This is a genomic window from Achromobacter sp. FW305-C-13 (assembly GCF_058783475.1).
The window spans coordinates 1563483-1577708 of the sequence record NZ_JBYSYN010000001.1; the positions used below are offsets into that span (position 1 = coordinate 1563483).

The following is a 14226-nucleotide window of genomic DNA, read 5'->3' on the forward strand; positions in this document are numbered from 1 at the left end:
GGCCGCTTCGGCGTCCCGGCGGGGCGGCACGCGCCGGTGCGCCGGCGCACCGTGACAAAGGTTGACCCATGATTGCATTCCTGTTTCGCCGCTTGCTGGTCGCCGCCTTGCTGGTGGTGTTCGTGTCGCTGATCAGCTTCTCGCTGGTATTCGCCTCGGGCAACCCGGCAGCGCGCCTGGCCGGTGAAGGCAGCGCGGCGGATGCCGCCCGCCTGTCGGCACAGCACGGCTTTTCCGACCCGATCCTGGTGCAGTACGGCCGGTGGCTTGCCGGAGTCGTGCGCGGTGATTTCGGCGACAGCCTGTACTTCAGCCGCCCGGTGGCCGAATTGCTGGGCCAGCACTTCCCGGCCACCGCCAAGCTGGGCCTGGCCGCGATGGCGTTCGCGCTGCTGCTGGCGATACCGCTGGGCGTGCTGGCGGGATTGCGCAAGGGCTCGCTCGCCGACCGCGCCACCATGCTGCTGTCGGCCTGCGCGCAAGCCATGCCGCCGTTCTGCCTGGCGTTCCTGCTGATCATCGTCTTCAGCGTACGCAACCAATGGCTGCCGGCCTCGGGGTTCGACACCTGGAAGCACTACGTAATGCCCGTCGTCGCGCTGGGGCTGTTCGCCATGCCCGCGATGCTGCGCCTGATGAAATCCGAGATGGAGACGGTGCTGGCCACCGACTACATCCGCACCGCCCGCGCCATGGGCCTGGCCGGCCCCAGCGTGGTGCTGAAGTACGCGCTGCGCAACGCCTTGCGGCCGCTGGTGTCGCTGGCGGCCGCCCAGATGGGCACCTTGCTGGCCGGTTCGGTCGTCATCGAAACCGTCTTCGCCATCAATGGCGCCGGGCTGCTGGCCTGGACGTCCATCCTGCGCGGTGACTTCCCCACGATGCAGGCGCTGATCCTGATCTTTGCGCTGATCTACATCGTCCTGACCCTGGCCGCCGACCTGATCAACGGTTGGCTGGACCCCCGCGTGCGAGCCGCCTCATGAGCACCGTCCTGTCTTCTTCCCTGCCCGCCGCGCCGCGCGGCGACCGCCTGGCGCGTGCCGGCCGCCGCTTCGGCCTGATCGTGCTGGCGCTGCTGGTGCTGGCCGGCCTGATCGGCCCCTACCTGATCCCGCACGACCCGTACTCGCAAGACCTGCTGGCCCGGCTGCAGGAACCCGTCTGGGGCGAAGGCGGCGACTGGAACCACATCCTGGGCACCGACCAACTGGGCCGCGACGTCTTGGCCCGCGCCCTGTACGGCGTACGCGTCTCGGCGCTGATCGGCCTGTCCGTCGCGCTGATGGGCGGGCTGATCGGCACGACGCTGGGCGTCGTGGCCGGCTACTTCGGCGGCGCCGTCGACCGCGTCGTGTCGTTCCTGATCACCGCGCGCCTGGCGTTGCCCATCATCCTGGTGGCGCTGGCCGTGGTGTCGGTGGTGGGCGCGTCCCTGACCGTGGTGGTGCTGGTGCTGGGTCTGCTGCTGTGGGAACGCTATGCGCTGGTCGCGCGCACCATGGCCGCGGGTTTGCGCAATGCCGAATTCGTCACCGCGTCGCGCCTGCAGGGCTGCACGCACCTGCAGATCATCTGGCGCGACATCCTGCCCAACCTGGTCGGCAACCTGCTCATCATCGGCACAGTGGACGCCGCCATGGCGATCACGCTGGAAGCCTCGCTGTCGTTCCTGGGCCTGGGCGTGCCGGCGCCGATGCCCTCGCTGGGCCTGATGATCGCCGAGGGCAAGGAAAACATGCTGTTCCAGCCGTCCCTGGTGGTGATCCCCAGCATCGTGCTGTTCGTGCTGGTCCTGTGCGTGAACCGTGCGGGCGAGACGCTGCGCGCCATCCAAATGAAGAAGGGCTGACGCCATGACGCCGACCGTCTCCCCCCTGCTGCAGGTCCAGGGCCTGCACATCGACATCCACACCCCCACGCACACCAAGCACGTCGTGCGCGCGGTGGACTTCAGCCTGGAACGCGGCAAGACGCTGTGCATTGTCGGCGAATCGGGCTGCGGCAAATCCTTGACCGCCTTGGCGCTGCTGGACCTGCTGCCCGCGGCCGCGCGCCGCCGCGTGGCGAAGCTGGAATTCGCCGGCCAGGACCTGTCCACGCTGAAACCGCGCCAACTGGCGGCGCTACGCGGCGCGCGCATCGCGATGATCTTCCAGGATCCCATGACGTCGCTGAACCCGGTGTTCCCGATCGGCACGCAGCTGGTCGACGTGCTGCGCCGTCACAAGCCCGTCAGCCGCCGGCAAGCCGTCGAACGCGCCGAGTACCTGTTGCGCCGGGTCGGCATCACGAACCCGCAAGACCGCATGAAGCAGTACCCGTTCGAACTGTCGGGCGGCCTGCGCCAGCGCGTGATGATCGCCATGGCGCTGATGTGCGGCCCGGAATTGCTGATCGCCGACGAACCGACCACCGCGCTGGACGTGACGGTGCAGGCCGAACTGCTGGACCTGCTGCGTGACATCCAGACGGAATTCGGGCTGGGCATGGTGTTCATTTCCCACGATATGGGGCTGGTCGCGCGCATCGCCGACCACGTCATCGTCATGTACGCGGGCGACATCGTCGAAGGCGGCAGCGTGCGCGACGTGCTGGAGCGCCCCAGCCACCCCTACACGGCCATGCTGCTGAACTGCATTCCCCAGCCCGGCCGCACCGCGCCCCGCACCGACCTGCCCACCATCGCCGGCGCCGTGCCATCGCTGGACACGGCCATCCGGGGATGCGCATTCCGCGAACGTTGCCCAGTGGCCGAAGCGCGGTGCGCGCAGCCATTGACGGCGCGTGTGCAGGGCGGGCACCGCTGCCTCTGCGTCAAACCCGGCGCCATGCGTCTTGGAGCCCCGGCATGAACCCGACATCCGCCAGCATCAGCCTGAATGGCCTGTGCTTCCAGTATGGCCGCGCCAGCCTGTTCTCGCGCCGCCCCGCGCCGCGCATCCTGCACGATATCGACCTGCACGTGCCCGCCGGCCAGACCATCGGTCTCGTCGGCGAGTCCGGCAGCGGCAAGTCCACCATCGCCAAACTGATGCTGGGCCTGCTGGCCCCCTCCCAGGGCCAGGCGCTGCTGGACGGCCAGCCGCTGGCTGCCATGCCGGCGCGCGCCCGCGCCCGCCGCATCCAGATGGTGTTCCAGGACCCGTATTCCTCGCTGAACCCGCGCCGCACCATCAACGAGATCCTGACGGCCCCGCTGCGGGTCCACGGCATGGGCAACGCGTCGACGCAGGCTGCCGCCGTGCGCCGGATGATGGACGCGGTGGGGCTGGTGCCGGCATTCGCGGCCCGCTATCCGCGCGAACTGTCCGGCGGGCAACGCCAACGGGTAGCCATCGCCCGCGCGCTGATGCTCGAACCCCAGTTACTGATCTGCGACGAGCCCACGTCGGCGCTGGACGTCTCGGTGCAGGCGCAGATCCTGAACCTGCTGATGGAATTGCAGCGCGAACGCGGCCTGGGCTACCTGTTCATCAGCCACAACCTGGCGGTCGTGCAGCATATCGCCGACCAGATCGTGGTGCTGCAAGGCGGCCGAGTGGTCGAACGCGGCAATGCGGACCAGGTGTATTTCGCGCCTACCCACCCCTATACGCGGCAACTGATCGGCGCAACATTGGCCGTGCCGCTAGTCCAGGAGCTGGCGGCATGAACCCGACGCCCCACTTCCTGCTGGTCGGCAACGACGAGAAAGTCACCTGGGACGACGGCCGGATCCGCTTCCTGCCCCCCGGCAGCGACACGCTCAGCATCTTCGATGCCGCAGCCAATCCCGCCGCGCCCGTGCTGGTCGCCACCCTGCCCTTGCCAAATTCGCTGTTCGGCCCGCCGGTCAACCTGGCCGTGACTCCAGACCAGCGGCTGGCGCTGATCGCCGACTCCATGGCCTGGCCGGAACGCGCCGACGGCGCCGGCTGGCAGCCGGCAGCGGGCCGCGATCTGCATGTGATCGACCTTGCCGCCACCCCGCCCGCCTTGCTGCAAACGCTGCAAATCGGTTTGCAACCGTCCGGCCTGTCGATCAACCGTGCGGGGACGCTGGCGCTGGTCGCCAACAAGGCCGGCCGCTCGGTGTCGGTATTAAAAATCGCCGACGGCCGGGTGCAAGCCTGCGGCGAGGTCGATGTGGGCACGCCGGTCGTAGCCGTCTCGTTTTCGGCCGACGGCCGCCGCGCTTTTGTCGTCAAGACCGACACGCACCGCCTGGGCGTGCTGCACATCGATGAAAGCGGCCCCGTCCCACGCGTCACGCACGACCCGGCCGAAGACCTGACCACCGGGCTCGTGCCCTTCAACCTCGTCGTGTCGCCGGACGGCGCGCTGGCGCTGGTGGTGGACATGGGCAGCCCGACCGCGTCGGACGGCCATGCGGATTCCGTCAGCGTGGTCGACCTGCTTGCCACCCCGCCCCGCGTCATCGACCGCGTGATGGTCGAAGACGGCCCCGAGGGGATCGCGATCAGCCCCGATGGCCGTCATGCCGCCGTCGCCATCGTGCAGGGGTCGAACAACCCGTCTTCCGAATGGTTCCACCATCCGCGCGGCCAGATCGTGCTCTTGCGCATCGACGGCCAACGCGTCACGCGCGCGGGCGCCGTCGAGGTCGGCGCGTTGCCCGAGGGCGTGGCGTTCAGCCCCGACAGCCGCTACCTGTACGTGGGCAACTTCCTGGACGCAACCTTGCAGGTGCTGGCCGTGGGCGACCACGGCCTGACCGACACCGGCACTCGCATCCCCTTGCCCGGCCACCCCGCATCCATGCGGGCGCAATCCTACTGAGCGGGGCCGCACCCCGCCGCCGATCCCTCCTTATCCATCCTTTTCCTTTCGCATCCGGAGCTACCCCATGATCCACGCCACTAAGAAATTCAACACCCTGCTCGGCGGCGCCCTGCTTGCCATGGCGGGCTTGGCGCCGCTGTCCGCCCATGCGCTGGACATCAAGCTGGGCCACGTGCTGGCCCCCAGCCACAGCTGGAACAAGGCCGCCGAGGGCTTCGCCGCCGAGGTCAAGGAAAAGACCGCCGGCCGCGTCAACTTCGTGTTGTTCCCCAGCGGCCAGCTGGGCAATGAGAAAACCATGCTGGAAGGCCTGCAGATCGGCAGCCAGGGCGCGGCCATCATCGGTTCGGGTTCGCTGCAGCCGATCGAACCCAAGTTCGGCGTGGTGGAACTGCCCTACACGTGGTCGACCTCGCAGCAAGCCTACAAGGCGTATGACGGCGAACTGGGCGAAGCCCTGGCCAAGCTGGCCGACAAGAAGAACCTGACCATCATTTCCTGGTGGGAAAACGGCTTTCGCCACGTGACCAACAACCGCGGCCCCGTGGCCAAGCCCGCCGACCTGGCCGGCCTGAAAACCCGCGTCACGCCCGACAAGATGCGCCTGGACACCTTCACCGCGCTGGGCGCCAACCCCGCGCCGCTGGCGTTCGGCGAACTGTATTCGGCGTTGCAGCAAAAGGTGTTCGACGCGCAGGAAAACCCCCTGTCCATCATCTACACCTCGTCCTTCTTCGAAGTGCAGAAATACCTGTCGCTGACCGGCCACGTCTGGGGCCCGGCCAACCTGATCATCTCCAAGCCGGTCTGGAACCGCCTCTCGGCCGACGACAAGAAGATCGTGCAAGCCGCGGCGGACAAGTGGCGCGACGCCCAGCGCAAGATGATCACCGACGGCGACCAGCAGTTCGTGGCCCAGCTGAAAGAGAAAGGCATGCAGGTCAACGAGGTCGACAAGGCCGCGTTCGCCGCCGCCGTGCAACCCGTCTGGAAGACCTATTCGGTCACCTACGGCCCCGAGCTGATGGCCATCGTGCAGAAGTACCGCGAGGCCCAGTGATGCTGAACCGACTGTCCGCCGTCCTGTCGGGCATCAGCAAGGCTTTCGCCGCCCTGGCGGTGGCCTTGCTGGCGATCCTGATCTCCTACGTGGTGTTCGCCCGCTTCGTCACGCACACCACGCCCCATTGGGCCGAGGAACTGCCGCGTCTGGTGCTGGTTTGGTCCGCCTTCATCGGCGGGGTCGCCTGCAGCTACGAACGGTCGCACCTGATGGCCGGCCTGCTGCCTTTCGTGGTGCGCAACCCCCGCGTGCTGAATGCGTTCGAGCGCATCAACCAGGTGCTGGTCATCGTCGGGCTGGTGGCGCTGGGCTACGCCGGCTGGCAACTGGCCGAGTTGACGATGGACCAGACGCTGCCCGCGCTGGACGTGTCCGCCGGCACGGTCTACCTGGCGCTGCCGTTCGCCTGCGCCGTCACCGTGGTGGTGCATCTGGCGCAACTGTTCTCTCCCGCTCCCGCCGCGGCAAAGGAATAACAAGATGTCTTCGGGTGCTATTTTCCTGATGGGCGTGTTCACGATCACGGTGCTGATCGACATGCCCATCGCCTTCGGCCTGGTGCTGTCCTGCCTGGCCTATCTGGCGATCTACGACTCCGCGCCCATGATGGTCGCGGCGCAGCAGTACGTCGTGGGGCTGGACAGCTTCACGCTGCTGGCGATCCCGCTCTTCATCCTGGCCGCCCAGCTGATGAACGGCGCGGGCCTGACCCAGCGCATCGTGCGCCTGTGCGCCGCCATCGTGGGCGACATCAAGGGCGGCCTGGCGGTCGTGGCCGTGCTGGCCTGCCTGATGTTCGGGGCGCTGTCCGGTTCGGGCGTGGCCGACGTGGTGGCCATCGGCAGCCTGCTGCTGCCGGCGATGGCGCGCAGCGGCTACGACAAGGGCTTTTCCTGCGCCCTCGTCGGCAGCGCCGGCGCTACCTCCACCATCATCCCGCCCAGCATCGTGCTGATCGTCTACGGCACCATCACCGACACCTCGGTGGGCAAGCTGTTCGTGGCCGGCATCATCCCGGGCATCCTGCTGGGCCTGTCGCTGATCGGCGTGGCCATCTGGCAATCACGCAAGCACAACTGGGCCGGCGGCCAGCCGTTCTCGTGGGGCGAGCTGCGCGCCGCCGCCATCGACGCCCTGCCCGCGTTGATGGTGCCGGTGCTGATCATCGGCGGCATCCGCTTCGGCATCTTCACCGCCACCGAAGCCGCCTCCAGCGCCATCGTCTACGCCTTGCTGATCGGCTTCTTCTATTACCGCACGCTCAGCCTGAAGTCGCTGTGGGACAACCTGAAGTCCACGGGCGAAAGCAGCGCGTCCATCCTGCTGATCATCGGCGCCTCGGGCCTGTTCGCCTGGGTGCTGGTGGCTGAACAGGTGCCGCAGGCGCTGTCCACCCTGCTGGTGGAATGGACCGACAGCAAGACGGCCGTGCTGCTGGTGCTGACGGTGGTCCTGCTGCTGCTGGGCACTTTCATGGAGGCGATCCCGGTCATCATCATCGTGGCCCCCGTCGTGATGCCCGTGCTGGCACACTACAACATCGATCCGGTGCATTTCGGCATCCTGCTGTCCATCAACATGGCGATCGGCGCCAATACGCCGCCCGTCGGCGTCGACCTGATGGCCGCATGCAAGATCGGCGGCATCAACATGATGCAGACCCTGCGTCCGTTGTCGTGGATGATGCTGGCGATGACCGCCGTCATGCTGCTGCTGACCTTTGTCCCTGAACTGGTGCTGTTCTTGCCGAGGCACGTGCAATGACCCATTCCCTCTCTCACCGCCGTCCCGCGGCGCTGCGCCGCAGCTGGATGTTCGTCCCGGGCCTGGACGCGGCCGCCCAGGCGGCGGGCCTGGCCAGCGGCACCGATGCGCTGGTCGCCGACCTGGAAGAATTCACCGCCAAGGTCGAACGCCCCGCAGCGCGCCCGCGCATCGCTGCCCTGTTCGCCGAATGCCGCGCCCAGGGCGTGGTGGCGGCCGTGCGCATCAATAAGCTGGAAGACGACGGCCTGGCCGACCTGCGCGGCGTGATGCCGGGCGCGCCCGATGCGGTGTTCCTGCCGCACGCGGAAAGCGCCGCCCAGATCGTCGCGCTGGACCAGGCCATCACCGCCCTTGAGGCCGAACTGGGCCTGCCGCCGGGCAGCACCGAGATCGTGCCCACGCTGGAGTCGGCGCTGGGCCTGGTGCGCGCCTACGACATCCTGACCGCCAGCCCGCGCGTGTCCGCCTGCCTGCTGGCGGCCGAAGACCTGACGGCCAGCCTGGGCGCCGAACGCGGCAAGGATGGCATCGAACTGCACGCCGTGCGCGCGCGCTTCCTGGTGGACTGCACGGCGGCCGGCTGCGTGCCGATCGACTGCCCGTTCAATTACCGCGACCTGCCCGCGCTGGAAACCGACCTGCGCTGGGCGCGCCGCCTCGGCCTGAAGTCCAAGTGCGCGACCGTGGCCGACCAGGTGCCGCTGATCCATGCGGTGTTCACGCCCGCCGCCGACGAGATCGACGCCGCCCGCGATTGCGTGACCCGTTTCGAGGCGCAGCGAGCCGGCCGCCACGATGCCGAACGCATCGATCCCCCCGTTTACAACACCGCGCGCCGCCTGCTGGCGCGCCATGACCAATTCGAACGATGGGCCGCCGAGCGCCGTGCGCAGGCCGTCCCGCAACAAGGAGACTCCGCATGACGTCAGCCGCTTTACCCGAACGCAATGGCGGTCAGATCCTGATGCAGCAATTGCGCATCCATGGCGCGCGCCGCGTGTTCATGATCCCCGGCGAAAGCTATCTGCCCTGCATCGACGCGCTGAACGAGCACACCGATGCCATCGAGCCTGTCGTCTGCCGCCAGGAAAGTGGCGCGGCCTATATGGCCGAGGCCTACGGCAAGCTGACCGGCGAGCCCGGCATCTGCTTCGTGACGCGCGGCCCGGGCGCCACCAACGCCAGCATCGGCGTGCACACCGCCTACCAGGACTCCACGCCGATGATCCTGTTCGTGGGCCAGGTGGGCAATGACTTCATGGAGCGTGAAGCCTTCCAGGAAATCGACTACCGCCGCATGTTCGGCCAGATGGCCAAGTGGGTCGCACAGATCGACCGCACCGACCGCATCCCCGAATACCTCTCGCGCGCGTTCGCGGTTGCCACCAGCGGCCGCCCCGGCCCGGTCGTGCTGGCGTTGCCGGAAGACACGTTGTGGGGCACCGCCCGCGTGGCGGACCTGCCGCGCTATCCGCGCGTGCACAGCCACCCCGGCGCCGCCGACCTGGCCCGCATGACGCAGTTGCTGGATGCGGCCGAACGGCCGTTCCTGCTGCTGGGCGGCAACGGCTGGCATCAGACCGCCATCGACCAGATCGCCGGTTTCGCCGAGCGCTTCGAACTGCCGGTGGGCACCGCCTGGCGCCGCCTGGAATGCTTTGACCAGCGCCACCCCAACGCCGCCGGCCACGTGGGCTGGGCCATGACGCCCGCGCTGCGCCAACGCCTGCGCGACGCCGATCTGGTGCTGGCCGTGGGCACGCGCCTGGGCGAAGCCACCACCGAAGGCTATACCGTCATTGAAAGCCCGCTGCCGCGCCAGAAGCTGATCCACGTCTACCCCGACGCCGCCGAACTGGGCCGCGTGTTCTCGCCCACCCAGGCCATCGTGGCCGACGTGGCCAGCTTTGCGGCCGGCGTCGCCGCGCTGGCCCCCGGCCACGCCGCGCCGCGCGGCGCTGCCGTGCACGCCGCGCACCAGGAACTGGTCGACAGCCTGGCGCCGTTGCCCTCGCCCGGTCCCATGAGCCTGGACGCGGCCGCCGCCTATGTCGACGCGCACATTCCTGCCGACGCCTGCATCACCGCGGGCGCGGGCAACTACGCGCTGTACCCGCACCGCTACCGCCGCTACGCCGGCCCGGGCACGAGCCTGACTCCCACCGTCGGCTCCATGGGCTACGGCCTGCCCGCCGCCATTTCCGCCAAACTGGAAGACCGCGCGCGCACCGTCGTCTGCTATGCCGGCGACGGCTGCTTCCAGATGAACATGCAGGAACTCGGCGTAGCCCTGCAATACAAGCTGGGCGTGGTGGTACTGGTGTTCAACAACGGCATATGGGGCACCATCCGCGCCCACCAGGAACGCGAATTCCCGGCGCGCACGATCGCGCTGGGCTTCGAGAACCCCGACTTCACGCAGATCATCCGCGGCTACGGCGGCTATGGCGAGGCCGTCGAGAACACGGCGGACTTCGGCCCGGCCTTCGAACGCGCGCTGGCCTTCGCCGACGAACACAGCCTGCCCGCGCTGCTTGAGATCCGCTACGACGCCAACGGCATCGCGCCGGGCGAAACGCTGATGGGCATCCGCGAAGCCGCCCAGGCGCGCATCGCCCGCAGCGGACATTGAACCAGGACTGACGACGATGACGACAACGATTTCAATCAATGGGCAGCGGCTGTGGCAGTCGCTGATGGACCTGGCGCAGATCGGCGCCACGCCCAAGGGCGGCAACTGCCGCCTTGCGCTGACCGAGCTGGACGGCCAGGGCCGCGATCTGGTCACCGGCTGGATGCGTGAGGCGGGCATGACGCTGCGCGTGGACCAGGTGGGCAACATCTTTGCCCGCCGCGCCGGCCGCAACAACGACCTGCCGCCCGTCATGACCGGCAGTCACATCGACACCCAGCCCACCGGCGGCAAGTTCGACGGCTGCTACGGCGTGCTGGCCGGGCTGGAAGTCATGCGCAGCCTGAACGACCACGGCGTGGTCACCGAGGCGCCGCTGGAAGTGGCCATCTGGACCAACGAAGAAGGTTCGCGCTTCCTGCCGGTGATGATGGGCTCGGGCGTCTTCGCGGGCAAATTTCCTCTGGAAGTCGCGCTGAACGCCCGCGATCACGACGGCAAGTCGGTGGCCGACGAACTGGCCGCCATCGGCTACGCCGGGCCGGATGCCGTGGGCGGTCGCCCAGTGGGCGCCTATTTCGAGGCGCATATCGAACAAGGCCCGATCCTGGAGCACGAAGAAAAAGTGGTCGGCGTCGTGACCGGATCGCTGGGCGTGCGCTGGTACGACGTGGTCGTGACCGGCATGGAAATGCACGCCGGCCCGACCCCGATGCCCATCCGCAAGGACGCGCTGTACGCCGCCACCTTCCTGCTGCAATCGGTCGTGGGCATCGCCAACGACCATCAGCCCCACGGCCGCGGCACCGTCGGCGAGATCCATGCGCACCCGGGCTCGCGCAACGTCATCCCGGGCCAGGTGCGCTTCACCGTCGACCTGCGCCATGAAGACGAGGCCACGCTGACGCAGATGGATGCGCGCTGGCTGGCCACCTGCACGGATGTGGCCGCGCGCCACGGCGTGACGGTGGACGTCAAGCAGGTGCAGTACTTCCCGCCCACCCCGTTCGACCCGGACCTGGTTGGCAAGGTGCGAGACGGCGCCGTACGCCGCGGCCTGGCCGCCATGGACATCGTGACGGGCGCCGGCCATGACGCCGTCTACATGGCCAGCGTCACGCCCACCGCCATGATCTTCGTGCCGTGCAAGGACGGCGTGAGCCACAACGAAATCGAAGACGCCAAGCCCGCGGACCTGGAAGCCGGCTGCAACGTGCTGCTGGACGCCATGGTCGCGCGCGCCAACCACCCCGGAGAGCAAGCATGAGCCACCACGATTCCGCCTACTGGCACGCCCGTGCCGCCGAACTGCGCTTCAATGGGCAGGCCTACATCGACGGCGCCTATTGCAACGCCGCCGACGGCGCGACGTTTCCGGCGTCCAGCCCCATCGACGGCCGCAAGCTGGCCGATGTGGCCGCCTGCGGCCAGGCCGACGTGGACCGCGCCGTGCAGGCCGCGCGCCGCGCCTTCGACGCCGGCGTCTGGAGCGGCCTGGCGCCCCGCCAACGCAAGGAACGCCTGCTGCGGCTGGCCGCCTTGATCGGTGAGCACACCGAAGAGCTCGCGCTGCTGGAAACGCTGGACATGGGCAAGCCCATCCGCGACGCGCTGGCCTTCGACGTGCCGGAAACCGCCCGCTGTTACGCCTGGTACGCCGAAGCAATCGATAAGATCTACGACGAGATCGCCCCCACGGGCCCCGACGCGCTGGCCACCATCACCCGCGAAGCGCTGGGCGTGGTGGCGGCCGTGGTGCCGTGGAACTACCCGCTGATGATGGCCGCCTGGAAGGTCGCGCCCGCGCTCGCGGCCGGCAACTGCGTCATCCTGAAACCTGCCGAGCAGGCCTCGCTGTCATCCATCCGGCTGGCGGCGCTGGCCGAGGAAGCCGGCATCCCGGCCGGCGTCTTCAGCGTCGTGCCGGGCTTGGGCGCCGTGGCCGGCCAGGCTTTGGGCCTGCACCCGGACGTGGATTGCGTGGCATTCACGGGATCCACCGCCACCGGCAAGCGGTTCATGACCTATTCCGGCGAATCGAACCTCAAGCGCGTCTGGCTGGAATGCGGCGGCAAGTCGCCCCACATCGTGTTCGACGACTGCCCTGACCTGGACCGCGCGGCCCAGGCCGCCGCGCTGGCCATCTTTTCGAACCAGGGCGAAGTCTGCATCGCGGGATCACGCCTGTATGTGCAGGACGGCATCTACGACGCCTTCATGGACAAGGTGGCCGCCTACGCCACGGGCCTGCAACCCGGCGACCCGCTGGACCCGGCCACCGCCATGGGCGCCATGGTGGACGAACGCCAGATGCAGGGCGTGCTGGCGCGCATCGCGGCGGGCCAGGCCGATGGTGCCAGCCTGCGGATGGGCGGCAAGCAAGCCCGCACCGCCACGGGCGGCTACTACATCGAACCCACCATCTTCGATTGCGCCAGCCAGGACTCTGCCCTGGTGCGCGAAGAGATCTTCGGCCCCGTACTGGCGGCCCAGCGCTTTGCCACCGAGGACGATGCCGTCCGCCTGGCCAATGATTCGGTCTACGGTCTGGGCGCGGGCTTGTGGACGTCGAACCTGTCGCGGGCGCACCGGCTGTCGCGTCGGCTGCGCGCGGGTCTGGTCTGGGTCAACTGCTACGCCGACGGCGACATCACGGTGCCCTTCGGCGGCGTCAAGCAGTCGGGCTTCGGCCGCGACAAGTCCCTGCACGCGCTGGACAAGTACTCGGACCTGAAGACCACCTGGATCAGCCTGACCGTGTAAGGCGTCAGGCGCCCGGGGCACGGCGCGTGCCCCGCCCTTGCCGTTTCGCGCTATCTGCTTGGCCGCCCAGGCCATTGAAGGCGCCGGCCCCTTGTGCCACCTTGGACGGCATTGGGGCTGGATGAGGAGCCGGCCCCAATGCGGGCCGGCGCCAGCGCGCTCCCGCCATGAAAAACATGACAGGAGACAAGCATGCGCAATGCCCCCCACATCGCCTTTGCACGCCGGCGTCGGCTGGCCGCCGCCTTGGCGCTGGCAACCGCCGCCCCGTTGTGGGCCGTCAGCGCCGCAGCCCAGGCCCAGGACGCCGCCTACCCCAGCAAGCCGGTCACGATACTGGTGGGGTTCCCGCCCGGCACGGCCACCGACACTGTCGCCCGGATGTTGAGCGAACGGCTGGCCCAGCGCATGGGCCAGCAATTCATCGTCGAAAACAAGCCCGGTGCAGGCGGCTCCATCGCCGCCGGCTTGGGCGCGCGCGCCAAGCCCGACGGCTACACGCTGATGATCGGCGCCTCTGCGCCGCAGGCGATCAACCCGCACGTCTATCCCAACCTGAACTACGACGCCCGCAAGGATTTCGCGCCCATCGGCCTGATCACGTGGCTGCCGTACCTGTTTGTCGTCAGCCCCGACAATCCCGCCGGCAACCTGAAGGATTTCCTCGCAACGGCCAAAGCCCGGCCCAATCAGCTGACCTACGCCACCACCGGCATCGGCACCACCAGCCATCTGGTGACGGCGGTGCTGCTGTCCAAGGCCGGCGCCGCCATGGTGCACGTGCCGTACAAGGGCAGCAGCCAGGCACAGACCGACATCGTCGGCGGCCGCACCACCGCCACCTTCGACACCATGGTGTCGTCGCTGGCCATGGTGAAGTCGGGCCGGCTGAAGGCGCTTGCCGTCAGCACGCCGGAGCGCGTGGCGATGCTGCCCGATGTGCCGACCGTAGCCGAACAGGGCTTTCCCGGCTTCGACATGGGCGCCTGGCTGGGCCTGATCGCGCCTGCCGGCATCCCGCCCGCCATCCAGGACCGGCTGGCCCGCGAAATGAACGCCGTGCTGGCTGATGCGACGGTGCGCGAGCGCCTGGGAGACCTGGGCGCCCAGGTCCGCACCACGCCCACGCCGGCCGCCTTCGGCGCCATGATGAAGAACGAATACGAATCGTGGGGCGCCATCGTCCGCGACTTCAATGTCAAAGCCACCGACTGAA

The 14226-nt window shown here is 68.5% G+C and carries 13 protein-coding genes; all 13 read left to right on the forward strand.

What is annotated here, in order from left to right:
- Window positions 1-68: 68 nt before the first annotated feature.
- Complete coding sequence (locus AC3WMU_RS06945) at window positions 69-986, forward strand: ABC transporter permease (protein WP_006225895.1); 918 nt, start codon at window positions 69-71, stop codon at window positions 984-986.
- The gene (locus AC3WMU_RS06950) at window positions 983-1852 is read left to right on the forward strand and encodes an ABC transporter permease (RefSeq protein WP_424626254.1); all 870 of its coding nucleotides are present in this window, start codon (window positions 983-985) and stop codon (window positions 1850-1852) included. Before AC3WMU_RS06945 ends, AC3WMU_RS06950 begins: the two co-directional genes overlap by 4 nt.
- 4 nt (window positions 1853-1856) lie before the next feature.
- On the forward strand, window positions 1857-2855 hold the full coding sequence (locus AC3WMU_RS06955) for an ABC transporter ATP-binding protein (RefSeq protein ID WP_315130236.1): 999 nt from the start codon (window positions 1857-1859) through the stop codon (window positions 2853-2855).
- Window positions 2852-3655 (forward strand): ATP-binding cassette domain-containing protein, encoded by an 804-nt coding sequence (locus AC3WMU_RS06960; protein WP_492282051.1) that lies wholly within the window; start codon window positions 2852-2854, stop codon window positions 3653-3655. Before AC3WMU_RS06955 ends, AC3WMU_RS06960 begins: the two co-directional genes overlap by 4 nt.
- Entirely contained in the window at window positions 3652-4782 is a 1131-nt protein-coding gene (locus AC3WMU_RS06965) for a lactonase family protein (protein WP_492282052.1), read from the forward strand. The genes AC3WMU_RS06960 and AC3WMU_RS06965 overlap by 4 nt, the downstream gene beginning before the upstream one ends.
- Window positions 4783-4849: 67 nt before the next feature.
- Window positions 4850-5845, forward strand: coding sequence for a TRAP transporter substrate-binding protein (locus tag AC3WMU_RS06970; RefSeq protein WP_006225902.1), 996 nt, complete (start codon window positions 4850-4852; stop codon window positions 5843-5845).
- Entirely contained in the window at window positions 5845-6324 is a 480-nt protein-coding gene (locus AC3WMU_RS06975; protein ID WP_280026311.1) for a TRAP transporter small permease, read from the forward strand. The genes AC3WMU_RS06970 and AC3WMU_RS06975 overlap by 1 nt, the downstream gene beginning before the upstream one ends.
- 4 nt (window positions 6325-6328) lie before the next feature.
- A complete protein-coding gene (locus AC3WMU_RS06980) occupies window positions 6329-7612 on the forward strand; it encodes a TRAP transporter large permease (protein ID WP_280026312.1) in 1284 nt (427 codons plus the stop codon).
- Window positions 7609-8538, forward strand: a complete 930-nt coding sequence (locus tag AC3WMU_RS06985) for an HpcH/HpaI aldolase/citrate lyase family protein (protein ID WP_424626198.1) — start codon at window positions 7609-7611, stop codon at window positions 8536-8538. Before AC3WMU_RS06980 ends, AC3WMU_RS06985 begins: the two co-directional genes overlap by 4 nt.
- Window positions 8535-10247: a thiamine pyrophosphate-binding protein gene (locus AC3WMU_RS06990; RefSeq protein ID WP_492282053.1), complete on the forward strand. Its 1713-nt coding sequence runs from the start codon at window positions 8535-8537 to the stop codon at window positions 10245-10247. The genes AC3WMU_RS06985 and AC3WMU_RS06990 overlap by 4 nt, the downstream gene beginning before the upstream one ends.
- A gap of 16 nt (window positions 10248-10263) precedes the next feature.
- Window positions 10264-11514 carry a Zn-dependent hydrolase gene (locus tag AC3WMU_RS06995; RefSeq protein WP_492282054.1) on the forward strand — a complete coding sequence of 417 codons (1251 nt, stop codon included), beginning with the start codon at window positions 10264-10266 and terminating at the stop codon, window positions 11512-11514.
- Window positions 11511-13010: an aldehyde dehydrogenase gene (locus AC3WMU_RS07000; RefSeq protein WP_492282055.1), complete on the forward strand. Its 1500-nt coding sequence runs from the start codon at window positions 11511-11513 to the stop codon at window positions 13008-13010. Before AC3WMU_RS06995 ends, AC3WMU_RS07000 begins: the two co-directional genes overlap by 4 nt.
- Window positions 13011-13202: 192 nt before the next feature.
- Entirely contained in the window at window positions 13203-14225 is a 1023-nt protein-coding gene (locus AC3WMU_RS07005) for a Bug family tripartite tricarboxylate transporter substrate binding protein (RefSeq protein WP_424626201.1), read from the forward strand.
- Window position 14226 lies beyond the last annotated feature (1 nt).